The organism is Achromobacter agilis, from assembly GCF_900496965.1.
Classification (GTDB): domain Bacteria; phylum Pseudomonadota; class Gammaproteobacteria; order Burkholderiales; family Burkholderiaceae_B; genus Achromobacter; species Achromobacter agilis.
The window spans coordinates 23,205-44,001 of record NZ_UFQB01000021.1 but is presented as its reverse complement, the minus strand read 5'-3'; the positions used below and the strand labels follow the sequence as shown (position 1 = coordinate 44,001).

The 20,797-nt window shown below is 68.1% G+C and carries 25 protein-coding genes; 13 read left to right on the top strand and 12 right to left on the bottom strand.

Annotated elements, in window-relative coordinates:
- Window position 1 precedes the first annotated feature (1 nt).
- Genes phnK through phnG form a run of 5 tightly spaced genes read right to left on the bottom strand, consistent with a single transcriptional unit; the run spans window position 2 to window position 3,871 of the window.
- Window positions 2-778, bottom strand: a complete 777-nt coding sequence (phnK, locus tag AGI3411_RS21785) for a phosphonate C-P lyase system protein PhnK (RefSeq protein WP_129529414.1) — start codon at window positions 776-778, stop codon at window positions 2-4.
- Window positions 775-1,668, bottom strand: a complete 894-nt coding sequence (locus AGI3411_RS21780; protein ID WP_129529413.1) for an alpha-D-ribose 1-methylphosphonate 5-phosphate C-P-lyase PhnJ — start codon at window positions 1,666-1,668, stop codon at window positions 775-777. The genes phnK and AGI3411_RS21780 overlap by 4 nt, the downstream gene beginning before the upstream one ends.
- Window positions 1,665-2,780 carry a carbon-phosphorus lyase complex subunit gene (locus AGI3411_RS21775; RefSeq protein WP_129529412.1) on the bottom strand — a complete coding sequence of 372 codons (1,116 nt, stop codon included), beginning with the start codon at window positions 2,778-2,780 and terminating at the stop codon, window positions 1,665-1,667. Before AGI3411_RS21775 ends, AGI3411_RS21780 begins: the two co-directional genes overlap by 4 nt.
- Before the next feature lies 1 nt (window position 2,781).
- Window positions 2,782-3,399, bottom strand: a complete 618-nt coding sequence (gene phnH / locus AGI3411_RS21770) for a phosphonate C-P lyase system protein PhnH (RefSeq protein ID WP_129529411.1) — start codon at window positions 3,397-3,399, stop codon at window positions 2,782-2,784.
- Between the two features lies 1 nt (window position 3,400).
- A complete protein-coding gene (gene phnG, locus AGI3411_RS21765; protein WP_129529410.1) occupies window positions 3,401-3,871 on the bottom strand; it encodes a phosphonate C-P lyase system protein PhnG in 471 nt (156 codons plus the stop codon).
- Window positions 3,872-4,043: 172 nt separating this feature from the next.
- Here phnG and phnF point away from each other — a divergent pair, with 172 nt between their 5' ends.
- The 4 genes from phnF to phnN all read left to right on the top strand — a co-directional run bounded on the left by phnF (window position 4,044) and on the right by phnN (window position 7,394).
- Complete coding sequence (phnF, locus tag AGI3411_RS21760; RefSeq protein ID WP_129529409.1) at window positions 4,044-4,766, top strand: phosphonate metabolism transcriptional regulator PhnF; 723 nt, start codon at window positions 4,044-4,046, stop codon at window positions 4,764-4,766.
- 116 nt (window positions 4,767-4,882) lie between these two features.
- Window positions 4,883-6,082 (top strand): alpha-D-ribose 1-methylphosphonate 5-triphosphate diphosphatase, encoded by a 1,200-nt coding sequence (locus AGI3411_RS21755; RefSeq protein ID WP_129529408.1) that lies wholly within the window; start codon window positions 4,883-4,885, stop codon window positions 6,080-6,082.
- Between the two features lie 2 nt (window positions 6,083-6,084).
- Window positions 6,085-6,828 carry a DUF1045 domain-containing protein gene (locus AGI3411_RS21750; protein WP_129529407.1) on the top strand — a complete coding sequence of 248 codons (744 nt, stop codon included), beginning with the start codon at window positions 6,085-6,087 and terminating at the stop codon, window positions 6,826-6,828.
- Entirely contained in the window at window positions 6,825-7,394 is a 570-nt protein-coding gene (gene phnN, locus AGI3411_RS21745; protein ID WP_129529406.1) for a phosphonate metabolism protein/1,5-bisphosphokinase (PRPP-forming) PhnN, read from the top strand. Before AGI3411_RS21750 ends, phnN begins: the two co-directional genes overlap by 4 nt.
- A 6-nt stretch (window positions 7,395-7,400) precedes the next feature.
- Here the strand turns inward: phnN and AGI3411_RS21740 are convergent, their stop codons facing one another.
- On the bottom strand, window positions 7,401-8,372 hold the full coding sequence (locus AGI3411_RS21740) for a LysR family transcriptional regulator (protein WP_129529405.1): 972 nt from the start codon (window positions 8,370-8,372) through the stop codon (window positions 7,401-7,403).
- 105 nt (window positions 8,373-8,477) lie between these two features.
- On the opposite strand from AGI3411_RS21740, the gene AGI3411_RS21735 reads away from it, so the two are divergent.
- The 3 genes from AGI3411_RS21735 to AGI3411_RS21725 are packed head-to-tail and all read left to right on the top strand — an operon-like array spanning window position 8,478 to window position 11,849.
- The gene (locus AGI3411_RS21735) at window positions 8,478-10,313 is read left to right on the top strand and encodes a gamma-glutamyltransferase family protein (protein ID WP_129529404.1); all 1,836 of its coding nucleotides are present in this window, start codon (window positions 8,478-8,480) and stop codon (window positions 10,311-10,313) included.
- Between the two features lie 55 nt (window positions 10,314-10,368).
- Window positions 10,369-11,343, top strand: coding sequence for a Bug family tripartite tricarboxylate transporter substrate binding protein (locus tag AGI3411_RS21730; RefSeq protein WP_129529403.1), 975 nt, complete (start codon window positions 10,369-10,371; stop codon window positions 11,341-11,343).
- The gene (locus AGI3411_RS21725) at window positions 11,340-11,849 is read left to right on the top strand and encodes a GAF domain-containing protein (RefSeq protein ID WP_129529402.1); all 510 of its coding nucleotides are present in this window, start codon (window positions 11,340-11,342) and stop codon (window positions 11,847-11,849) included. The genes AGI3411_RS21730 and AGI3411_RS21725 overlap by 4 nt, the downstream gene beginning before the upstream one ends.
- A gap of 37 nt (window positions 11,850-11,886) precedes the next feature.
- Here the strand turns inward: AGI3411_RS21725 and phnE are convergent, their stop codons facing one another.
- From phnE to phnC, 3 genes are all read right to left on the bottom strand, one after another.
- Entirely contained in the window at window positions 11,887-12,681 is a 795-nt protein-coding gene (phnE, locus tag AGI3411_RS21720; protein WP_129529401.1) for a phosphonate ABC transporter, permease protein PhnE, read from the bottom strand.
- An 81-nt stretch (window positions 12,682-12,762) separates the two neighbouring features.
- Window positions 12,763-13,743, bottom strand: coding sequence for a phosphonate ABC transporter substrate-binding protein (gene phnD, locus AGI3411_RS21715; RefSeq protein ID WP_129529400.1), 981 nt, complete (start codon window positions 13,741-13,743; stop codon window positions 12,763-12,765).
- Between the two features lie 31 nt (window positions 13,744-13,774).
- Entirely contained in the window at window positions 13,775-14,611 is an 837-nt protein-coding gene (gene phnC / locus AGI3411_RS21710; protein ID WP_129529399.1) for a phosphonate ABC transporter ATP-binding protein, read from the bottom strand.
- Window positions 14,612-14,810: 199 nt separating this feature from the next.
- On the opposite strand from phnC, the gene AGI3411_RS21705 reads away from it, so the two are divergent.
- The 4 genes from AGI3411_RS21705 (at window position 14,811) to AGI3411_RS21690 (ending at window position 17,051) form a co-directional block, all read left to right on the top strand.
- Window positions 14,811-15,242, top strand: a complete 432-nt coding sequence (locus AGI3411_RS21705) for a GFA family protein (RefSeq protein WP_129529398.1) — start codon at window positions 14,811-14,813, stop codon at window positions 15,240-15,242.
- A 57-nt stretch (window positions 15,243-15,299) separates the two neighbouring features.
- On the top strand, window positions 15,300-15,839 hold the full coding sequence (locus AGI3411_RS21700) for an SRPBCC family protein (RefSeq protein ID WP_129529397.1): 540 nt from the start codon (window positions 15,300-15,302) through the stop codon (window positions 15,837-15,839).
- 508 nt (window positions 15,840-16,347) lie between these two features.
- Complete coding sequence (gene infA / locus AGI3411_RS21695; RefSeq protein WP_043545975.1) at window positions 16,348-16,611, top strand: translation initiation factor IF-1; 264 nt, start codon at window positions 16,348-16,350, stop codon at window positions 16,609-16,611.
- A gap of 152 nt (window positions 16,612-16,763) precedes the next feature.
- Window positions 16,764-17,051 carry a hypothetical protein gene (locus tag AGI3411_RS21690; RefSeq protein ID WP_129529396.1) on the top strand — a complete coding sequence of 96 codons (288 nt, stop codon included), beginning with the start codon at window positions 16,764-16,766 and terminating at the stop codon, window positions 17,049-17,051.
- A 24-nt stretch (window positions 17,052-17,075) separates the two neighbouring features.
- Here the strand turns inward: AGI3411_RS21690 and AGI3411_RS21685 are convergent, their stop codons facing one another.
- The 3 genes from AGI3411_RS21685 to mog all read right to left on the bottom strand — a co-directional run bounded on the left by AGI3411_RS21685 (window position 17,076) and on the right by mog (window position 19,012).
- Entirely contained in the window at window positions 17,076-17,957 is an 882-nt protein-coding gene (locus tag AGI3411_RS21685; RefSeq protein ID WP_425265366.1) for a peptidoglycan DD-metalloendopeptidase family protein, read from the bottom strand.
- Window positions 17,948-18,286, bottom strand: coding sequence for a hypothetical protein (locus AGI3411_RS21680; protein ID WP_129529395.1), 339 nt, complete (start codon window positions 18,284-18,286; stop codon window positions 17,948-17,950). Before AGI3411_RS21680 ends, AGI3411_RS21685 begins: the two co-directional genes overlap by 10 nt.
- 102 nt (window positions 18,287-18,388) lie before the next feature.
- A complete protein-coding gene (mog, locus tag AGI3411_RS21675) occupies window positions 18,389-19,012 on the bottom strand; it encodes a molybdopterin adenylyltransferase (RefSeq protein ID WP_129529394.1) in 624 nt (207 codons plus the stop codon).
- A gap of 285 nt (window positions 19,013-19,297) precedes the next feature.
- Here mog and AGI3411_RS21670 point away from each other — a divergent pair, with 285 nt between their 5' ends.
- Together AGI3411_RS21670 and AGI3411_RS30540 are read left to right on the top strand one after the other, a co-directional pair.
- Window positions 19,298-20,422: a D-alanyl-lipoteichoic acid biosynthesis protein DltD gene (locus AGI3411_RS21670; RefSeq protein WP_129529393.1), complete on the top strand. Its 1,125-nt coding sequence runs from the start codon at window positions 19,298-19,300 to the stop codon at window positions 20,420-20,422.
- A gap of 13 nt (window positions 20,423-20,435) precedes the next feature.
- Window positions 20,436-20,561, top strand: a complete 126-nt coding sequence (locus tag AGI3411_RS30540) for a hypothetical protein (protein ID WP_279638355.1) — start codon at window positions 20,436-20,438, stop codon at window positions 20,559-20,561.
- Window positions 20,562-20,797 lie beyond the last annotated feature (236 nt).

Genomic DNA, 20,797 nt, shown 5'->3' with positions numbered 1-20,797 from the left:
GTCAGCTCTGCAAAATGGAGGACACCAGCAATTGGGTGTAGGGATGCTGCGGATCGTCGAGAATCTGGTCGGTCAGGCCGCTTTCCACGACCTCGCCGCCACGCATGACCAGGGTCCGGTGCGCCAGCAGGCGCGCGACGGCCAGGTCGTGCGTCACGACAATGGCGGCCAGGCCCAGGTCGGTCACCAGCTGGCGCAGCAGGTCCAGCAGGCGCGCCTGCACCGACACGTCGAGCGATGCCGTGGGTTCGTCCATGAACACCAGGCGGGGATGCGTCACCAGGTTGCGGGCGATCTGCAGGCGCTGCTGCATGCCGCCGGAAAACGACACAGGCGTGTCGTCCAGCCGGCCGGCGTCGATCTCCATCTTCTGCAGCCAATTCCCCGCCACCTGGCGCAGCTCGCCGTAGTGCCGGTCGCCCACCGCCATCAGGCGCTCCGCGATGTTGGCGCCGGCGCTGACCTGCATGCGCAGGCCGTCCCGGGCGTTCTGGCGCACGAAGCCCCAATCGGTGCGCGACAGCAGGCGCAGGCGAGCGCCCTGCAGCGCGGCCAGGTCGGTGAAGCCCTGGTCCCGCGTGTCGTACCAGACGCTGCCCGCGTCCGGCCGGGTCTGGTACGACACCGCCGACAGCAGCGTGCTCTTGCCGGAGCCAGACTCGCCGACCACGCACAGCACTTCGCCGGGATAGAGGTCGAAACTGACGTTGCGGCAACCGTGCACGCCGTCCCAGGTGCGCGTCATGTTCCGCACGGAAAGCAAGGGTTGGGCATTCATGCTGCGGCCTCGTTCGGGGAGTGGTCCGGACGCTGCTGCGCCTGGCGGTCGTTGCAATATTCGGTGTCCGAGCAGACGTAGCGGCGCGTGCCCGCGTCGTCCAGGATGATTTCATCCAGGTAGCTGTCACGCGATCCGCAGAGGTCGCAGCATTCGGTCCAGGTTTCCACCCGGAAAGGATGGTCTTCGAAGTCCAGGCTCTTTACGCGGGTGTACGGCGGCACCGCATAGACCCGCTTTTCGCGGCCTGCGCCGAACAGCATCAGCGCGGGGCTGCGGTCCAGCTTGGGGTTATCGAACTTGGGAATCGGCGAGGGCCGCATCATGTAGCGGTCGTTCACGACGACGGGGTAGTCGTAGGTGGTGGCGATATGGCCGTGCTGCGCGATATCTTCGTACAGTTTGACGTGCATGCCGCCGTATTCGGCCAACGCGTGCATGGTGCGCGTTTCGGTCTCGCTGGGTTCGAGCCAACGCAGCGGTTCGGGGATCGGCACCTGGAACACCATCACCTGCCCTTCCGCCAGCGGCGTCTCGGGCACGCGGTGGCGCGTCTGCACGATGGTGGCCGCGCGCGTCGACTCGGTGGTGGCGACGCCCGTGACGCGGCCGAAGAAACGCCGGATGTTGATGGCGTTAGTGGTGTCGTCGGAACCCTGGTCGATCACCTTGAGCACGTCGTTGCGCCCGATGATGGAGGCGGTGACCTGGATGCCGCCCGTGCCCCAGCCGTAGGGCAGCGGCATCTCGCGGCTGCCGAACGGCACCTGGTAGCCAGGAATGGCGACGGCCTTGAGCAAGGCGCGGCGCAGCATGCGCTTGGTGGATTCGTCCAGGTAGGCGAAGTTGTAGTGGTCGTCGCGTTCGACCGTTGCGTGTTGCGTCGTCATGAGGAAACCGCCTCGTCCATCAATTCGTTCTGCGCGGCCCCGGGCGCGCTCCGCTCGGCGCGCATGCGGCGCAGCAATTCCAGGTTGGCCTGGAAGTCCACGTAGTGCGGCAGTTTCAAGTGCTGCACGAAGCCCGATGCCTCGACGTTGTCGCTGTGATAGAGCACGAACTCATGGTCGTTGGCCGGGGAATCGGCACGTTCGCCCAGGTCGGCCGCCTTCAGCGCGCGGTCCACCAACGCCATCGACATGGACTTGCGTTCGCCGTAGCCGAACGTCAGCCCGTAGCCCCGGGTGAACTTCGGCCCTTCCTCGGCGTTGCCCGCGAACTGGCTGACCATCTGGCATTCGGTGACCTCGATCTCGCCCACGGTGACGGCGAAGCCCAGTTCCTCGATGTGCATCTCCACCTCCAGCGCGCCGTAGCGTATCTCGGCCGCGAAGGGATGGGTATTGCCGTAGCCGCGCTGCGTCGAATAGCCCATGGACAGCAGGAAGCCTTCGTCGGCGCGTGCCAGGTTCTGCAGGCGCGCGGCGCGCGACGCGGGAAAGTCCAGCGGCTGCCGGGTCAGGTCGAAGGGTTCGGGATCGCCTTCCGGCACGGGTTCCGCATCGATCAGGTCGTCCTGCGCCAGCAGGTCGGTAACGCGCGGCATGGCGCTGTCCAGGGCATCCTCGCCCGCGGGCAAGGCATCGGCCTCGCGCTGCGCCAGCAGCGAGAAGTCCAGCAGGCGCTGGGTGTAGTCGTAGGTCGGCCCCAGGATCTGGCCGCCGGGCACGTCCTTGAAGGTGGACGATATCCGGCGCTGCAGACGCATGCGCCCGGTATCGATCGGCTGCGTGTAGCCGTAGCGCGACAGGGTCGTGCGGTAGGCGCGCAGCAGGAACACGGCCTCGATCACGTCGCCAGCCGCCTGTTTGAGCGCCAGGGACGCCAGCTGCGGATCGTAGAGCGAGCCCTCGGCCATGACGCGGGAGACGGCCAGCGGCATCTGTTCGCGGATCTGGTCCAGGCTCAGTTCGGGCACTTCGCGGTCGCCGCGCCGGTAGTCATCCAGCATGCGGTAGGAATTGAGGATGGCGCGCTCGCCCCCTTTTACGGCTACGTACATGTCAGTTCTCCAGCCGCGTGCTGCGCGGCAGCCCGCAAATCCGCCGGCCCTGCGTCAGGAATACGTCGACGCTCAGCGGAAACCGTTGATGATTGATGCGCCATTCGCGCCAAAAGCCCTCCGGCAATCCCGCCGCGGCCAGGGTCTGCCGCGTCTGGATGCCCGGGCCGCTCAGGACGGCCTGCGGCCCCGCGTCCAGGGATTCGACCTCGATCAGCAGGGTGGTCGATTGATCGGGGTAGGCGGGGTCGCCCTGGTGGCAGGACGAGAGCGCGGGCGCCGCTACGCCGGCAGGCACCGCGGCGTAGCGGGCCAGCGCAGGCGACGGCACGATGGGGCAGCCGCAATGAAAGCGCAGGAAGGCGACGATGTCCGCGCTGACGGACGCCGGCAGCCACAGGGGGGTGTCCACATCCACCAGCGTCAGCAGCAAGGCGGTCATGGCGGGCGACAGGCCCGCCGGCACGCCGCTGTCGGCCAGGATTTCGTATGCACGCCCCGGATGGGCCAGCGCGTTCAGCGCGGCGCGGAAAGTGGCCTGCGCATCGTCGACAGGGTCCGCGAAGCCGGGCAGCAGCGCCTGGCCCGAGGCCGCGGCGGCCAGTATCTGTTGTTCCATATCAGTCCTCGCCTCGCACCACCGTGAAGAATTCCACCTTGGTCTGCGCCGCCACGCGGGCCTGGCGCGCCACCTTGTCGGCATGCTGGCGGGCCAGCGGCGCGATGAGCTGCGCCTGCACCGTTTCACGCCATTCGGGCAACTGCAGCAAGGCATCGGCCACCGCGGCCTGTTCCGCGTGGCGCAGCGAGCGGCCCTGCACATAGGCCACGCCGACCACGCCCTCGCCCATCGTCACCGCGCAACGTGTCACGGTCATTTCGCCCAGGTTGAACCGGGCGCCGGTGCCGCCGCTGCGGGCGCGGACCATGGCCATGCCGGTCTGGGCCGGCCGCAGCGTGCGGTGCGCGGGCACGCCGGCCAATGCGCAGAACGCGTCATCCAGCGCGCCGGGGTCCGCCAGCGCCAACACGCGCATCCAGGCCGCGCGCCGGGCGCTGGCCGCATCCTGTCCTGCCTGTGGGTGATCCATTTTTTCCTCTAAACGTCTAGACGACCGGATGGAGTATGATCGCTTCGAAATGCAAGTTCAACAGTCTGGCGTGAATTTTTGATGACAGCGGTTGCGCCTTTCCGGGAGCGGCCGCATCGGGCACAATCGGGGCCATTCTTGACGAGCGGATATGACAGCACGAGCGCACCCCATGGTTGAAAGAGGTTCCGGCATCGCCGTCTGGCGGCAAATCGGCGAATCGCTTGCGGACGACATCCGCAACAAGCTCTATGCGGCGGGCGAACAGCTGCCCTCCGAACCCGAACTGGCCGCCAAGTTCTCCGTCAACCGCCACACGATACGGCGCGCCATGGGCGAGCTCGAGCAAAGCGGCCTGGTCAGGATCGAACAGGGCCGCGGCACGTTCGTCCAGGAGCACGCGATCGATTACGCCATCGGCAAGCGCACGCGCTTTTCCGAGAACCTGCGCAGCCAGGGCATGCTGGGCCACCAAGAGGTGCTGGGCAGCCAGTCGCTGCGCGCGGCCGAGATCGCCAAGCACCTGGGGCTGGCCCGCAGCGCGCCGCTGCTGCGCGTGCAGATCGTAGGCAAGGCCGAGAACCGCCCCATCAGCGCGTCGGAGCACTACTTCGACGAAAAGCGTTTCCCCGATTTCGCGCAACGCCTGGCCGCCCTGCACTCGATCTCCAAGGTCTACGCGCACTACGGCATCGGCGACTACACACGCAAGTGGTCGCGCATCACCGCCGTCCTGCCTTCGCCCGAAATCGCCCGCCAATTGGGGCAGCCCAAGACCCGCCCCATCCTCCAGGTCGAAGCCCTCAACGTCGACCAGGACGGCGCCCCCCTGCAATACAGCATCGCGCGCTTCGTGGGCGACCTGGTGCAGCTGATGGTGACGGACGACAGCTGAACACGCCCGCGCACCGCCGCCCGCCCGGCCTGGCGCGGCAGCGGTGCGAAACCGCCGCAGGCCGCCTCAACTCATCTAGACATCTGGTTGTAATGCAAGCCCGCTAACGTCGCACCATGAATACACGCACACACGCCCCCTCGCCCCTGGCCGGTGTCACAGGCCAGCGCATCCTGACGCCGCGCGGCGTCCAACATGCCAGCCTGCGCTTCCATGGCGGGCTGATCGACGACTCGGCCTCCCCCGCGGCCCGGGGCGCGTCCTGGTTCGACGCCGGCGAGCTGCTGGTGCTGCCGGGTATCGTGGACTTGCACGGGGATGCCTTTGAACGCGCCATCATGCCGCGGCCCAGCGTGACCTTCCCCTATGAGGGCGCCCTGTTCGACGTGGACCGCCAGCTGCTGGCCAACGGCATCACCACCGAATTCCATGGCGTCACGCTATCGTGGGAGGGCGGGTTGCGCGGCGAGGGCTACGCCGAGCGCATGTTCGAGGCCCTGGAAAAAATGCATCCCATCATGGGCGCGCGGCATTACGTGCACCTGCGCTTCGAAACGCATCACGTGGGCGGTCTGGACATTGCCCAGCAATGGATACGCAATGGACGGGTCCGCTTCCTGGCGCTCAATGACCACCTGCCCAGCATGGCGCGGCGCCTGGGCGACGACCGCAAACTCATGCAGTACGCCAGCCGCGCGGAATGCGATCTCGACGTTTTCCAGGACCGCATCCGCGCCGCCATGGCAGCGGCAGGCGCCGTGGGCGACGCCATGCGCGAGCTGACCGCCTGCGCGCGGGAGGCCGGCCTGAAGGTGGCTTCGCACGACGACCCGGATGCCGCCACGCGCCGCTACTACCATCAGCTTGGCTGCAGCGTGGCGGAATTTCCGCTGACCCGCGATGCGGCCGGCGTCGCGCGCGACCTGGGCAATGCCGTCGTGTTCGGCGCACCCAACGTGGTGCGCGGCGGCAGCCACACCGGCGCGCCCAGCGCCACCGAGATGGTCCGCGCCGGCCTGTGCGATGTCCTGACTTCCGACTACTACTACCCCGCTCCGCTCACGGCCGCCCTGCGGCTGGCCGCCGACGGCGTGCTGCCGCTGGCGCAAGCCTGGGACCTGGTATCGCTGAACCCCGCGCGCGCCGCCGGCCTCAAGGACCGCGGCGCCCTCGCGCCGGGGCTGATCGCCGACGCGATCGTGGTGGACGACCAGGTGCCGGAGCTGCCCCGGGTCTGCGCGGCGATCGTGGGCGGCGAATTGCGCTACGCCAGCCGCGCGTTCGGCGACAGCCACAATCAGCGGATGGCGGCCTGACCATGCCGCTCGCCCATCGCTACGCCCTGTACCTGGCGCCCACCGGCCCCTGGCGCGAACACGGCAGCCGCTGGCTGGGCCGCTGCGCCGACACCGGCGAGGCGCTCTCTCCCCTGCCCGGACAGGCCGGCTATCCGCGCGAATGGACGCAGGCGCCGCGCCACTACGGCCTGCACGCAACCCTGAAGCCGCCCTTCCGCCTGTGCCCGGGCGCGAGCCCGCAGGAAGTGGATGCCGCCGCGCGCCGTCTGGCGGGCAACCGCGCCCCGTTCACGCTGGCGCTGGAGTGCGAGCCGCTGCGCGGCTTCCTGGCCTGGCGCATCGCCGGTGCCGACCAGCCGGGCCAGGCTCGCATCCAGGCCCTGGCCGACGCGGCCGTGCGCGATCTGGATCCCCTGCGCGCGCCACCCACGCCCGAAGACATCGCGCGCCGCCAGCCGCAGTCGCTCACGCCCGCGCAGCAGGCCATGCTGGCGCGCTGGGGCTATCCCTATGTGTTCGACACCTATACCTTCCACATCACGCTGACGGGCAAGCTGGAGGGCGATGCGCTGGCGCAGGCGCAGGCCGGCATCGCTACCTTCGCCGACCCGCTGCGCGGACAGGCGATGGACGTGCCGGGCATCAGCATCTACGTGCAGGCGGCGCCGGGCGCCGACTTCGTCGCGGCGCGGCACTACCATTTCGACGGCACGTGCTCGGACGCCGCGGGCGCCGCCTACCTGCAGGGGCCGGCCGCCGCATGAATACCCCCGCCGACGGCACGCGCCTGATCTACCTGATGGGCGCTTCGGGCAGCGGCAAGGACACGCTGCTGCGGCTGCTGCGCAGCCATCTGCGCGGCGACGAGCCCGTGCTGGTGGCGCACCGCTACATCACGCGCGACAGCGGCGGCAGCGAGGACGCGCTGAGCCTGACGGACGACGAATTCGTCCGCCGCGACGCGCTGGGCTGCTTCGCGCTGCGCTGGCGCAGCCATGGCCTGCGCTACGGTATCGGCATCGAGCTCGACGCGTGGCTCTCCTGCGGTGCGGCCGTCATCATCAACGGCTCGCGCGCGCACCTGGAACAGGCCCATGCGCGCTATCCGGCGCTGACGGCGGTGGAGGTCACGGTCGACCCCGGCCTGCTGGCCCGCCGCCTGGCGGGACGCGGCCGCGAAAATGCGGAACAGATCGCGCAGCGGCTGTCGCGCGCCACGCAGGCGTTCCCGGTGCCGCAACGGTGCCGGCTGATGCGGGTCAACAACGACACCGCCCCGGAGATCGCGGCGGCCGCGCTGCTGGACATCGCCCGCGCGAAGCTGGCGTAACCCGGTTCAGCCCGGGCCGGGCGCGCCCAGGCCCCACGGCGCGGCCGCGTCGCCGCACAGATCCAGCAGGATGTCCGAGAAGTAGGTCTCGGCTGCCAACGGCTGCTCGCGCTTGCGCCGGATCAGGTTGATCGGCGGCAATTCCCAGCCGAAATCCCAGGGCACCATCCCCAGCTTGCCGCGCTGGCACAGTTCACGCGCGATCTCTTCGGGCACGACGGAAACAAAGGTTTCATTCATGGTCAGCATGCCTTCGATCACGTCCGTCGAATAGGCTTCCAGCACCGGAGACGGCGGGCTCAGCTCCTCGCGGATGAAATGCTCCACGATCAGTTGCCGAGTGGGTGTGTTGGCCGCCGGCAGCACCCAGTCCATCGCCGCCACCGCCGCCCAGTCGGGCTGGCGCCGCGCCAGCCGCTGGGCCAGCCGGCCGTGCGCGATCAGGCGCGGCCGCTGGCGATACAGCGCGCGGTGGATCAGGTCGTCGTGCGCCACCATCGGCGTGGCGCGGCTGATGATGCAGTCCAGTTCATGCTGGCGCAGCATCGGAACGAGGTGGTCCGTGGTGGCGCGGTGCAGGCTCAGCGTGACGCCGTGGCGCTGGTGCAGGCGGCTGATCGCCGCCGTCAGCAAGGCGCTGGAGACATACGGCACGACGCCGACGTGCAGGTGCGCCGACCGGCCCGCGTGCAGGGCTTCGACTTCGCGCGCCCACAGGTCCAGGTCGCTGAGCATGTGGCGCGCGCGCACCAGGGCCAGGCTGCCCAGGGACGTAGGCTGCAGTCCGCGCCCGGTGCGCGTGAATAGCGGCGCCCCGAAGATGTCCTCGAGTTCCGCCAGCGCCTTGGTCACCGCGGGCTGGCTGATGCCGGCCGCCGCCGCCACCCGCGTCAACGATCCATGCCGGGCGATGTTGAGCAGCAGCGCCAGGTGGCGGTGCTTCAGGCGATTGGCGAGACGGGCCGCATCCCAGTTCACGGTCTTTCTCCATAACCAGTTGGTTATTCAATTATGCCAACAAATACAAAACCAGTTATTTCTCGATCCTATACTGCAGGCATCCCCCCTTGCCCGGTACGTCTCATGAGCGCCTCCTTCACTACCCGTCCGGAAATACGCGGCACCTTCGGCGTGGTTTCCTCCACCCACTGGCTCGCCTCGCAAGTGGCCATGAGCGTGCTGGAGCGCGGCGGCAACGCCTATGACGCGGCCGTGGCGGGCGGCTTCACGCTGCAGATCGTGGAACCCCACCTGAACGGACCGGGCGGCGAAGTGCCCATCCTGTTCTGGAGCGAACGCGAACAACGCCTGCGCGCGCTGTGCGGCCAGGGGCCCGCGCCGGCGCTGGCCACCCCAGCCTACTTCCGCGGCCTGGGCGTGGACCTGGTGCCCGGCATCGGCCTGCTGCCCGCCACCGTGCCTGGCGCGTTCGGCGCCTGGCTGACCCTGCTGCGCGACTACGGCACATGGGAACTGGCCGACGTGCTGCGCCCCGCCATCGACTACGCGCGCAACGGTTTTCCGCTAGTGCCGCGCATTTCCCAGGCCATCCTGGCGGTGCAGGCGCTGTTCCGCGACGAATGGACCAGTTCGCGCGATGTCTGGCTGCCCGATGGCCGGGCGCCGGCCCCAGATACGCTGTTCCGCACGCCCGCGATCGCGGCCACCTACACCCGCATCCTGGACGAAGCGCATACCGCCAGCACCGATCGCCGCGGCCGCATCGACGCTGCGCTGGAGGTCTGGTACCGCGGCTTCGTGGCTGACGAAATCGATGCCTACTACAGCCGCGTAGCGGTGCGCGACACGACCGGCCAGCGCAACCGCGGCCTGTTGCGCAAGTCCGACCTGGCGGATTGGCGCGCCACGTACGACGATCCGCTCACCGTGGAATACGGCCGCTACACCGTGGCCAAATGCGGCGTCTGGTCGCAGGGCCCGGTCCATCTGCAACAGCTGGCCATGCTGCGCCACCTCGGCGTGGACGGGCTGGACCCGCTGTCTCCGGCATTCGTGCACCGCGTGGCCGAGGCGGCCAAGCTGGCGTTCGCCGACCGCTGCGCCTGGTACGGCGATCCCGACTTCGTGCAGGTGCCGCTGGCGGACCTGCTGGGCGATGCCTATGCCCGGTCCCGCGCGGCGGGTATCGGCGCGCGGGCCTCCACCGCCCTGCAGCCGGGCAGCCCCGGCGGCCTCGCTCCCCGGCTGCCCGACCTGGATGCCGCGGTCCGCGCCCTGGCCGCTTCCGACACCCGCTTCGGCGTGGGCGAACCGACCTTCGCCGCGCTGCCGCCGGTCTCCGAGTGGGCCGCGCGCGAACTATTCGTGGGAGACACCTGCCAGATCGACGTCATCGACCGCGACGGCAACATGGTGGCCGCCACGCCGTCTGGGGGCTGGCTGTCGTCCAGCCCCGTGGTGCCGGGGCTCGGTTTCCCGCTCACCACCCGCCTGCAGATGACCTGGCTGGACGACGGCGTGCCGGGGCAGCTGCAACCGGGCAAGCGGCCCTGCACGACCCTCTCTCCCGGATTGGCGTTGCGCGACGGCCAGCCTTATATGGCCTTCGGCACGCCGGGCGGCGATCAGCAGGACCAATGGACCGTGGCGTTCTTCCTGCGCCATGCCATGGGCATGAACCTGCAGGAGGCCATCGACGCGCCGTCCTGGCACATCGATCACTTCCCGGGATCGTTCTGGCCCCGCACCCAAACGCTGAACCGGCTGACGGTGGAGTCGCGCATGCCCGCCGCCACGCTGGACGCGCTGCGCGCCGCCGGCCATGACGTCAAGGTGGGGCCGGACTGGTCGGAGGGCCGCATCAGCGCCTGCACCCGCGAACCCGCCGCCGGCGGCGGCCTGTTGCTGCGCGCGGGCGCCAATCCGCGCGGCATGCAAGGGTATGCCGTCGGCCGATAAACCTGTTTCGTTCCAGCCGGCGCACAGACCGGCCTTTGCACAAGGGGTACCAACCATGACACTGCGATTCAAACGACTGCTGCGCGCATGCGCCCTGGGCCTGGCGCTGGCCGCGCCCGCCGCCTCCCACGCCGCCTGGCCCGAAAAGCCCATCACGCTGATCGTGCCCTGGGCCGCAGGCGGCTCCACCGACATCCTGGCGCGCGTGCTGTCCGAAGGGCTGACCCAGTCTCTCGGCCAATCCGTCATCGTCGAGAACCGGTCGGGCGCGTCCGGCAACATCGGCACCACCTTCGTCGCCCGCGCCAAGCCCGATGGCTACACGCTGCTCGTGGGCTCCATGAGCACGCACACGATGAACCAGGCGCTCTATTCCAATATGCCGTTCGACGGCGTGAAGGACTTCACGCCCATCGCCGAACTCGCGCTGGTCACCAACACCATGGTGGTGCACCCGTCCGTGCCGGCCTCCAACCTGAAGGAGTTCATCGCCTACCTGAAGGCGCATCCCGACACCGTGACCTATGCCTCGGCCGGCCAGGGTTCTACCAACCATCTCAGCGCCGCGCTGTTCGAAAAGGCGGCCGGCGTGAAGATGACGCACATTCCCTACCGGGGTGGCGCGCCGGCGGTGCTGGACACCGTGGCCGGACGCACGCAGGTGCTGTTCAGCGCCGGCACGCAGACCCTGCCGCACGTGCAGACCCACAAACTCAAGCTGCTGGCCGTCACCGAGGAATCGCGCTCGCCGTTCCTGCCCGACGTGCCCACCGTCGCGGAAACGCTGCCCGGCTACGAACTGTCAGTCTGGTATGGCGCGTTCGGCCCCGCCGGCATGCCGCCCGAACTGACCGCGCGGCTGAACCGCGAGATCAACCTGATCCTCAAGCGTCCCGACGTCATCAAGAAAATGGCCGACATGGGCGTGCTGCTGACCGAGACCACGCCGGAACAGTTCAGCCAGATCCTGGCGCGCGACGCCGACAAGTACGGCAAGCTGATCAAAGAACTGGGGATCACGGCCGAATGAACGCAGCCCCGCCCCTGAACCCGGCGCTGGCAGCGGTGCAGGCGATCGTCCAGGCCTATGCCGCCGCCGATCCGGCCGCCGCCTTCCAGGCCATCGATGCCTACGCGCACGCCTCGCTGGCGCACACCCTGTGCACGATCAACCGGTATGACGCCGGCGCCGAGCGCGTCGTGCGGCTGTACAGCTCGAACCCCGAGGCCTATCCGCCCGGCGGCAGCAAGGACAAGGCGGGCACCGCATGGGGCCGCCACGTCCTGCAGGAGCGGCGCGTCTTCGTCGGCGAAGGCGAAGACGCGATCCGCGCGTTCTTCGATGACCATGGCGCGATCCGCGAGCTGGGGCTGCGGTCCGTCATCAATGTGCCGGTGGAGTACGGCGGCGCCTGCCTGGGCACCGTCAATTTCCTGATGCCGCGCGCGGCGGTGTCGGATGCCGACGTCCAGACCGCGCGCCTGGCGGGCCTGCTGGCGCTGCCGGCGCTCCAGGCGCTGAGCCAGCCGCAATGAAGCGCCGGGCCCCGCCCGGGGCCCGGCCTCCGCCCGTTCAGATCAGCGCGCTGCGGATCCGCGAAGACACCATGTCGATCACCACGACGAAGGCGACGATGATGATCATGACCGCGCAGGTTTCCGCGTAACGGAAGCTGCGGATGATCTCCCACAGCACGGTCCCGATCCCGCCGGCGCCCACGATCCCCACGACGGAGGCCGAGCGCACGTTCGATTCGAAGCGGTACAGCGAATACGAGATCCACAAGGGGAGCACCTGCGGGATCACACCGTAGACGATTTCCTCCAGCGCGTTCGCGCCGGTTGCGCGCACCCCTTCCACCGGACGCGGGTCGATCGCCTCGACCGCCTCCGAGAACAGCTTGGCAAGCACGCCCGTCGTGTGCACCCACAGCGCCAGCACGCCGGCGAACGGCCCCAGGCCCACCGCCACGATAAACAGCATGGCGAACACCATTTCATTGATGGCGCGGCAGGCGTCCATCAGCCGCCGCATGGGCTGGTAGACCCAGGCGGGCACCATGTTCGACGAGCACAGCAGCCCCAGGGGCACCGCCACCACGATGGCCAGGAACGTCCCCCAGACGGCGATCTGCACGGTCACGATCATCTCGTCGAGGTACATGCGCCAGTCGCGGAAGTTCGGCGGAAAGAAGTCCGCCGCGAACTGGGCCATGTTGCCCGAGTCGCGCAGCAGGTCCAGCGGCCGCATGTCCGCGCCCTTCCACGACATGACGAGCAACGCCAGCACGACGGCCCAGACAAGTAGGACCGGCAGCGACGAGCGCGGCGCGGAAGGAAGACGGGAGGTCTGCGTGGCTAGGTTCATAAGAGCTGGCGATTGGCGTAGAGGGTTTTCGGTTGCGCGCACGCCGGCGCGCCGGATGGCGCGCCGGCGTGCGAACTGCGTTTACTGCTTGACGGCCGGCTGGCCCAGGCTGGCCAGCTTGCTGTCCAGCTCGGCCAGCTGCTTCTGCTTTTCGGCCTGACCCAAGGTGGAATCGGCTTCAACCTTGGCCTTCTCGCGCGCCAGCTCGATCTGGCGGATGGGAACCAGCTGCTGGTTGTCGGACGCGCGGAAACCCTGGTAGGTCAGCGCCTTCAGGTTGGCGAGTTCGCGCTCGGCGTCCTTGCCCTTGCCGTAGTTGATGAAGAAGTCGCGGATGCGGACCTTCAGGTCGGCCGGCAGGTCGGTGCGCATGACGAGCGGATCGGCCGGGATCAGGGGCGACTTCCACAGCACGCGCACGCTGTCGTTGGCGTCCTTGCCCGTGTTCAGGCGATAGCGTTCCAGGGCCTCGGTGTTGTTGACCGCCACGTCCACCTGCTTGTTGATGACCGACAGCAGGTTGGCTTCGTGGTTGCTGGCGCGCACCGTCTTGAAGAAGGTCTTGGGTTCGATCTTGTTGGCGGCCCACAGGTAGTAGCCCGGAACGGCGGTGCCCGACGTGGAGTTGGGGTCGCCGGCGCCGTAACTCAGCTTGCCGCCGCGCTTGAGCACGTCGTCCAGCGTCTTCAGGTCGCTGTCCTTGTTGACGATCAGCAGCGACCAGTAACCGGGGTTGCCGTCCTTGTCGATGACAGAGGCGAACACTTCGCCCTGGGCGCGGTCAACGGCTTCGATCGCGGACTTGTTGCCGAACCAGCCCAGCTGCACCTTGTTGAAGCGCATGCCTTCGATAATGCCGGCGTAGTCGGAGGCGAAGAACGGCTTGACCGGCACGCCGATGGAGCGGCTCAGGTCGTCGATGACAGGCTGCCACACCGACTTCAGGTTGGTCGACGACTCCGTCGAGATGATGCCGAAGTTCAGCGGCTTGGCGTCCTGGGCGTGGACCTGCGTGGACAGGGTCGCGGCGGCGATCAGGGTGAAGAAGGTTCTGCGTAGCATGGAAGGCTCCGGGGAGGAAAGGGGCAGGAGGTCAGGCGGCGTGCGCCAATCGGGACAGGGAGGCGACGCCCGGCGCGGCGGGCGCCGGCGTCTCGTATTCGGGAAGCAGTTCGCCCAGGTCTGCGCCATAGAGCTCGCGCAGCATGGACGGGGTCAGGGCCGCCGAGGGGCCGTCATAGACCACCTTGCCGTGGCGCAGGGCCACCACGCGCGGGCAGTAGCGCAACGCGACGTCGACCTGGTGCAGGGACACCACCACCGCCACCTTGCGGCCGCGATTGATCTGGGCCAGCGTATCCATCACGCGGCGCGACGATTCGGGGTCCAGCGAGGCGATGGGTTCGTCGGCCAGGATGACGCGGGCGTTCTGCACCAGAGTGCGGGCGATGGCCGCGCGCTGCTGCTGTCCGCCGGACAGCGTCGACGCGCGTTGAAATGCGTAGTCGTCTATACCAACCTGGGCAAGCGCATCCAGGCCCTGGCGCACCTCGGCGCGCAGGAACCAGCGCGTCAGGCTGCGCCACAGCGGCACGCGCGGAAGCAGGCCGGTCAGGACGTTGGTGATGACGGGCAGGCGGCCCACCAGGTTGAACTGCTGGAACACGAAGCCGATGCCGGCGCGCGCGCCGCGCACGTTGCGGCTCAGGCGGCCGTTGCGCTGGATCAGTTGGCCGTTGATGGTCACGCTGCCCACATCGCCGGCAACGAAGCCCGCCAGATGGCGCAGCAGGGTGGACTTGCCCGAACCGGAAGCGCCCAGCAAGGCGACCATCTCGCCGTCGGCCACCTGCAGGTCCACGCCGTCCAGCGCCTTGGCGCCTGCGTGGAAGCTCTTGCTGAGCCCTTGCACTTCGATGGCGTAAGTCATTGTCGAATCCCCCGAGGGTTTGTTCATTGCCGCATTCTGTTTTCACGGCATGACAGCACGATGACCCGGGGCGCCGAATGATCCGGCGTAAATCAGGGACGCCGCAATGCGCTGAAAGACATTCGTCATAAAAGCGGACGCCATCGCCCCCGCGCGACGGGTATATTGAAGCTATTCCCTCACCTGCCTGGCGCTCATCATGATCAAAGGTACCTGCCTGTGCGGCCGCATTGCGTATGAGATCACCGGCCCGCTCACCAACGCCCTCAACTGCCATTGCACGATGTGCCGCAAGTCGCACGGCGCCGCGTTCCGCAGCCGGGCCACGGTCCAGTCCAAGGATTTCGCCTGGACGCGCGGAGAGAACCACGTCACCTGGTATTGCTCGTCCCCGGGCAGCTATCGCGGGTTTTGCGAAGCCTGCGGCACGCCCCTGCTCAGCCGCTTCGACCAGACGCCGGACGTCTACGGCCTGCCGCTGGGCGCACTGGACGACGACCCGGGCGTGAAGCCGGCGGCGCATTGCCACGTAGCCAGCAAGGCGCCCTGGTTCGACATCACCGATACGCTGCCGCAGTACGCCGGAGCCTTCGACGAAACGCCCGAACACAGCCCGCAGGCGGTTGCCTGAGCGCCCGTAAACGGAAGCGATGTACGTCCAGCTCCGGACGCACCCAAGGAGAACGATATGAATGACTACGGCGCGATGCTCGATCCCGCCAGCCTGCGCTTCACGCGCGAACTGCCGGCCAGCGTCGAAACGGTCTGGGCCTACCTGACCGACTCCAGCAAGCGGGGCCGCTGGCTCGCGACCGGCGACATGGAATTGCGCGATGGCGGAGGCGTGACCCTGCGCTTCGTCCACGCGGACCTGTCGTCGGTGCCCGAACCCACGCCGGAACCCTACAAACCCTATGAAAACGGGGTCACCACCCAGGGCCTGATCACCCGGTGCGAACCGCCCCGCCTGCTGTCCTTCACCTGGGGCGGTTCGCAGGGCGAGCCTTCCGAGGTCGTTTTCGAACTGTCCCCGCAAGGCAATGGCACCCTGCTGACGCTCACCCACCGCAAACTCGCCGGCCGCGACGAGATGGTGGACGTAGCCGCGGGCTGGCACACGCACCTGGGCGTGCTGTCGGCCCGGCTGGCCGGACGCGAGCCCGGGCCGTTCTGGTCCACCCACGGCAAGTGGGAGGCCGATTACCAGGCCCGGATCCCCCGGCCCTAGAGTCGTTCAGCCACAACTATCATGGCGCATTGACAGATAAAAACTGGCTAATCACTGCGCTTTGCAGTAACATAAGTCCGTGATTTCTCCGCGAAAACCGGGCTTCGGTCATTCTGCGTCGCCAACCTGTAACGCCTCTGGGCAGTACTGTGAGGCCCCCTCAGGACGTGTCCTGCATTCCAGGACGAAGCCTGCCGCCGCAAGAGGCGTCGCCGCACCAAGCGCAGCGCCATCCGGCACTGCAATAAACGCTCCAACCCGCTTCTTCCGGCGACATGCGCGTAGCGCACCGCCGCGACCGAGCCGCGCATCGCGCGCACATTGCCCTCGCGGCGCGAGTATCCGTCATTTCAGACATCCGATTGGGATGCCGTGGCCCCTACCCGCGCCTGCCCGGACGTTTTACGTTCAACCCGCTGGACCCTGGTTATTTGAGTCCAACGCGCTTGCCGCCCCGCGCGGCGAGCCATGCCGCCGGCATGGCTGCGCGTATTGATAGGAGTAGAAAATGGCTAAAGAAGAACTCATCGAATTGGATGGCATCGTTGACGAAGTGCTGCCCGATAGCCGCTACCGCGTAAAGCTGGACAACGGCATCGAAGTCGGCGCCTACGCCTCGGGCCGCATCCGCAAGCACCGCATCCGCATCCTGGCCGGCGATCGCGTCACCCTGGAAATGTCGCCGTACGACCTGACCAAGGGCCGCATCAACTTCCGCCACAAGGACGAACGGGCGCCCTCCACGCCGCGTCCCCAGCAGTACCGCCGCTGAGCCAGGGCGCCAGGGCCGGCGCCGCGCCGGCTCCCTGCCCTGCTCGCGGGCCTTAAGCCCCACGGCAATATGCCGTTATGCATGGAGCGCCTGTTCACGGACGAATGGCGCCCCACCAGGCGCGACACCCCGCGGGGCGCGCACGATGCACGATGGATCTGACAGAAGAGTTGCAAGCGGCCGCTGACGAGCTTGCCCTGGCGCGGAGGCGATTCGCGAAGGGCGAGGAAGGCCTGCGCCTGCTCCACCAATCGCGCGAGGCGTTCATCAACAGCCTGCGCAACACTGGCCTGACGTACGCCGAGGCCAAGACCAAGTACGACAACTGCCTGGACGAACAGGAAGCCCAGCAGTTGCGCGTGCGCCAGCAGATGGACTACGCCGAGCGCATGCACCAGCATGTGCTGCACCGGATCGCACTGCAGGCCACGCCCGCGTAAAGCAAAGCGTAGCCCGCCCCTGAATCAGGGCTTGAACGCGCCGATGAAGATGGCGGGATCGACCCGGGCGTCGTTCAAGCTGACATTCCAGTGCAGATGCGGGCCGGTCGCCCGCCCCGTCGCCCCCACCTTGCCCACCAGGCCGCCGCGCGGCAGCTCGTCGCCGACTTTCACGTCGATGGCCGACATGTGGCAGAACATGCTGACGAAGCCCTGGCCGTGGTCCAGGAACACCGTCTTGCCATTGAAGAAGTAATTCCCCACCAGCACGACCACGCCGGCCGCCGGCGCCTTGATCGGCGTGCCCGCGGGCACTGCAAAATCCAGCCCCGAGTGCGGGTTGCGCTCCTGGCCGTTGAAGAAGCGCCGCAATCCGAACGGACTGGACAGCCGGCCGCCGTTCACCGGGCGGTCCAGCAGCAGGTTGCTGGGCGTGACGCCGGCGCGGTAGCCGCGGTTGGCAGCGCTTTGCTCGGCCATCTCGCGTTCGATGCGCTTCAGGTCGTCCGGGTTCGGCTCGACCTGGCGCTGGTTTTTCAGCGTAATGCGCTGGGCCGCGTATTCCTTGGCGCCGACCTTGAAGGACAGCTTGCGCTGGCCTTGCGCGCCGGCAACCGACACCTGCTGTTCGCCCGGCTTCACGCTGAGCGGAATGCCGACCACGGCGATCCACTGCCTGCCTTCTTCGCGCACGACCAGGACGCGCCGCCCCAGGAACGTGACTTCCGGGGCGCGCTCGGCGTCGCCCAGGCCCAGGACCGCGACCCCGCCCGGAACGGCAAAGTTGAGCTTGCGGGTGAGATAGCCTTCCTGCTGCGCGCGGACGGGCAGGCCCAGGCTGGCGGCAGCCGCGGCCAGGCCCAACCGCAAGACATCGCGGCGGCGGAACATCGCGCTTACAGGCACAGATTCGCCGGTTCGATGATGGTCTGGTCGCGGCGGGCGATGCGCGTGGACAGGCGCGTTTCCGTCTTGCCCTTCCAGTGGGTTGTGGTCAGCACGGCCTCCACGCCCATGCTGTCTTGCTGGATGAGTTCAAAGCCGTTGCGTACCGCCTTGCGCTCGAAATTGATGCCCATGTTCTTCCAGGATTCCGCCACACAGTTCGTGTAGTCCTCGGCCGAGCGTTGGGTCGAACCGTAGAACACGGGGTCGCGCTCGCGCACATCTTTGACGTTGGCGCAGGCCGTCAGGGCGGCCAGGACGGTAAGGGACAGAGCGGTACGGACCTTCATGGCGATGGAACTCTCGAACGGATGGAAATGGAAAAAGCGCGGCCAACTATAGCGCAGCGCCAGGCTTGGGGCCTGTTCGCGCTAACTGGAGCGTTGCACAGGCTAGGGCGCGCGGCGGGCTGATTTGGGCCGGAAAGCCGCGATGACTTCCGGATGGGTTTCGGCGTAAGGGCCGCCGATCAGGTCGATGCAATAGGGAATGGCGGCGAAGATGCCCGGCACCAGCACGGCGCCGTCTTCCGCCTTCAGCCCTTCCAGCGTTTCGCGGATGGACTTCGGCTGGCCGGGCAGGTTCACGATGAGCGCGGCATGGCCGGCGGTTTCGCGGATGACGGCGACCTGGCGCGACAGGATGGCCGTGGGCACGAAGCGCAGGCTGATCTGGCGCATCTGTTCGCCGAAGCCGGGCATTTCCTTGGTGCCGGCGGCCAGGGTTGCTTCCGGCGTGACGTCGCGCCGCGCCGGACCCGTGCCCCCGGTGGTCAGCACCAGGTCGCAGCCGCAGCCGTCCACCAGTTCGATCAGCGTCTCGGAAATGCGGGCGGGCTCGTCGGGGATCAGGCGGTCCACCGCCTGCCACGGCGACGCCAGCGCGCCGCCCAGCCACTCCCGCAGCGCGGGCAGCCCCTGGTCCTGATAGGCGCCGGCCGAGGCGCGATCGGAAACGGACACCAGGCCTATGATCAATTCGTCGGGGTGGCTGCGGGCGATACGGGTGGCGGTCATGGTTGCAGAATCGTTGAATGGAACGGTTTGGCGCCGCGGATGCGGCTTGTGGCGCGGTCAATCATGGAAATCCAGAAGAGCCCCGCAACAACGATGCTATCGCATTCTTTCCCAGGGGAAGTACCGGCCGCCTACGCCATTCGCAGGATCCGGGCCTGTGGCGAAAAAGCGAATCGTCCATGGCCCCGCTTTTTCGCGCTTGTTCCGGCAATGGCCGCTCGCTAACATCCGCTCACAATCCGACCCGCTATCGAGGCGCCCCGCGCCCTTTCCTGGTTTCCCGGCATGATCAAACGCACTCTCCGGCAGCACGCGCTGGCGGCGGCGCTGGCCCTGGCCGCCGCCGCGGCCGCCGGGTGGGGCGCCGTGCATGCGCTGGCCCTGCAGACGGAGCCCGTGCCGGCCGCCGCGCCGGGCATCTACCTCCCCAACCTGGGCAATACGCTGCAGGAGCAGACCCGCAACCTGTCGCGCCTGAGCCAGGCCCTGCGCACGGGCGACCGCCTGGTCATCCTGGGCTCGTCGGAGCTGACCAGCAACGACCTGCGCTTCGTCCCCTACCGCTATCTGGCCGACGAATTGCAGATGCCGGTGCTGGCCTACGGCCATTCCGGCTTCCAGTCCCTGGGCATGCAACTGGTGCTGGCGGCGCTGGCCGACGACCTGTCGCCGGCCTCCCGCGTCGTCGTCATGCTCTCGCCGGGCTGGTTCGACGGGGATGGCGGGCTGGGGCCGGACGAATTCAAGGAACACGCCAATCCCCTGCTGCCCCGGCTGCTCAGCCAGCCCGAGGGCCGGGCCGAGATGCTGCGCTGGCTCGAAGCCAAGGGCGATGCCGGCGTCGCGTGGTCGATGGTGTCCGAGCAGGCCTATGTCTTCCGCCAGCGTCTGGTCGACCTGTGGGCGCCCGCCTACGCCGCGCCCGCCCCCGAGCCGGAGCGCTCGGGACCGGCCGCCGCCGCCCGCGTAGTGGACTGGGACGCCCTGGCCAACCAGGCCCAGGGCGCGGAACAGGCCTTGATGGCCGACAACCCCTACGCGGTGCGCGACGATTTTTTCGACAAGTACCTGCGGACCGTTCCCGCAGGCGGCAAGACGGCCTACCTGCCGCAGCCGCTGACGGGCCGCGACGAACTGCGCGAACTGACCGCCCTGATGGCGCTCTTGCGCCGGCACGGCGTGGACGCGCTGTTCGTCATGCAGCCGCTGCACCCCATGGTGTTCAAGGACCTGGACCGCTTCGGACCGGTGCAGCGCGAAGTCGCGGCGCTATGCCGGCGTTACGCCATGCACTGCATGGACATGTACGGGGCGCCCTTCGAAGTGGGCACGCTGCGCGACGTCCAGCATCTGGGAGAACTGGGCTGGCTGCGCGTCAACCAGAGAATCGCCGAGGTGTTTCGGCCATGAGGTACCGGATCCCATGAAAAGAACCCTGTGGCTCTGCCTGTTGTACCTGGGCCTCCTGGCGGTCATGCTGATCCAGGCGGATACGGCTGCGAATCTGGGCAAGCCGATGGAAATCGAGTTCCAGTATTCGAAGTTTTGAGTGTTTTTGGGGGGTGTCAGACACCCGCGAGCGGGTTGCACAGGGGGAAGGCCGTCTCCTCGGGTGTCAGACACTGGCTATTGCGCAGGTGTCCGACGCCGCCCGCCGCTCAAGTGTCTGACACCCGAGGAGACGGCCGTCGCCTTGCCTGGGTGCCCGCGGGTGTCTGACACCCCCCTTGCCCAGACGCCCTCCCCAACCGCCCCCAGTTGGTAGCCGGACGCAACCAGTGACAG

What these genes read in the sequence shown, in the direction of transcription:
- phnK (WP_129529414.1), bottom strand. Translation starts at nt 778, where the DNA reads ATGAATGCCCAACCCTTGCTTTCCGTGCGGAACATGACGCGCACCTGG.
- AGI3411_RS21780 (WP_129529413.1), bottom strand. Translation starts at nt 1,668, where the DNA reads ATGACGACGCAACACGCAACGGTCGAACGCGACGACCACTACAACTTC.
- AGI3411_RS21775 (WP_129529412.1), bottom strand. Translation starts at nt 2,780, where the DNA reads ATGTACGTAGCCGTAAAAGGGGGCGAGCGCGCCATCCTCAATTCCTAC.
- phnH (WP_129529411.1), bottom strand. Translation starts at nt 3,399, where the DNA reads ATGGAACAACAGATACTGGCCGCCGCGGCCTCGGGCCAGGCGCTGCTG.
- phnG (WP_129529410.1), bottom strand. Translation starts at nt 3,871, where the DNA reads ATGGATCACCCACAGGCAGGACAGGATGCGGCCAGCGCCCGGCGCGCG.
- phnF (WP_129529409.1), top strand. Translation starts at nt 4,044, where the DNA reads ATGGTTGAAAGAGGTTCCGGCATCGCCGTCTGGCGGCAAATCGGCGAA.
- AGI3411_RS21755 (WP_129529408.1), top strand. Translation starts at nt 4,883, where the DNA reads ATGAATACACGCACACACGCCCCCTCGCCCCTGGCCGGTGTCACAGGC.
- AGI3411_RS21750 (WP_129529407.1), top strand. Translation starts at nt 6,085, where the DNA reads ATGCCGCTCGCCCATCGCTACGCCCTGTACCTGGCGCCCACCGGCCCC.
- phnN (WP_129529406.1), top strand. Translation starts at nt 6,825, where the DNA reads ATGAATACCCCCGCCGACGGCACGCGCCTGATCTACCTGATGGGCGCT.
- AGI3411_RS21735 (WP_129529404.1), top strand. Translation starts at nt 8,478, where the DNA reads ATGAGCGCCTCCTTCACTACCCGTCCGGAAATACGCGGCACCTTCGGC.
- AGI3411_RS21730 (WP_129529403.1), top strand. Translation starts at nt 10,369, where the DNA reads ATGACACTGCGATTCAAACGACTGCTGCGCGCATGCGCCCTGGGCCTG.
- AGI3411_RS21725 (WP_129529402.1), top strand. Translation starts at nt 11,340, where the DNA reads ATGAACGCAGCCCCGCCCCTGAACCCGGCGCTGGCAGCGGTGCAGGCG.
- phnE (WP_129529401.1), bottom strand. Translation starts at nt 12,681, where the DNA reads ATGAACCTAGCCACGCAGACCTCCCGTCTTCCTTCCGCGCCGCGCTCG.
- phnD (WP_129529400.1), bottom strand. Translation starts at nt 13,743, where the DNA reads ATGCTACGCAGAACCTTCTTCACCCTGATCGCCGCCGCGACCCTGTCC.
- phnC (WP_129529399.1), bottom strand. Translation starts at nt 14,611, where the DNA reads ATGACTTACGCCATCGAAGTGCAAGGGCTCAGCAAGAGCTTCCACGCA.
- AGI3411_RS21705 (WP_129529398.1), top strand. Translation starts at nt 14,811, where the DNA reads ATGATCAAAGGTACCTGCCTGTGCGGCCGCATTGCGTATGAGATCACC.
- AGI3411_RS21700 (WP_129529397.1), top strand. Translation starts at nt 15,300, where the DNA reads ATGAATGACTACGGCGCGATGCTCGATCCCGCCAGCCTGCGCTTCACG.
- infA (WP_043545975.1), top strand. Translation starts at nt 16,348, where the DNA reads ATGGCTAAAGAAGAACTCATCGAATTGGATGGCATCGTTGACGAAGTG.
- AGI3411_RS21690 (WP_129529396.1), top strand. Translation starts at nt 16,764, where the DNA reads ATGGATCTGACAGAAGAGTTGCAAGCGGCCGCTGACGAGCTTGCCCTG.
- AGI3411_RS21680 (WP_129529395.1), bottom strand. Translation starts at nt 18,286, where the DNA reads ATGAAGGTCCGTACCGCTCTGTCCCTTACCGTCCTGGCCGCCCTGACG.
- mog (WP_129529394.1), bottom strand. Translation starts at nt 19,012, where the DNA reads ATGACCGCCACCCGTATCGCCCGCAGCCACCCCGACGAATTGATCATA.
- AGI3411_RS21670 (WP_129529393.1), top strand. Translation starts at nt 19,298, where the DNA reads ATGATCAAACGCACTCTCCGGCAGCACGCGCTGGCGGCGGCGCTGGCC.
- AGI3411_RS30540 (WP_279638355.1), top strand. Translation starts at nt 20,436, where the DNA reads ATGAAAAGAACCCTGTGGCTCTGCCTGTTGTACCTGGGCCTCCTGGCG.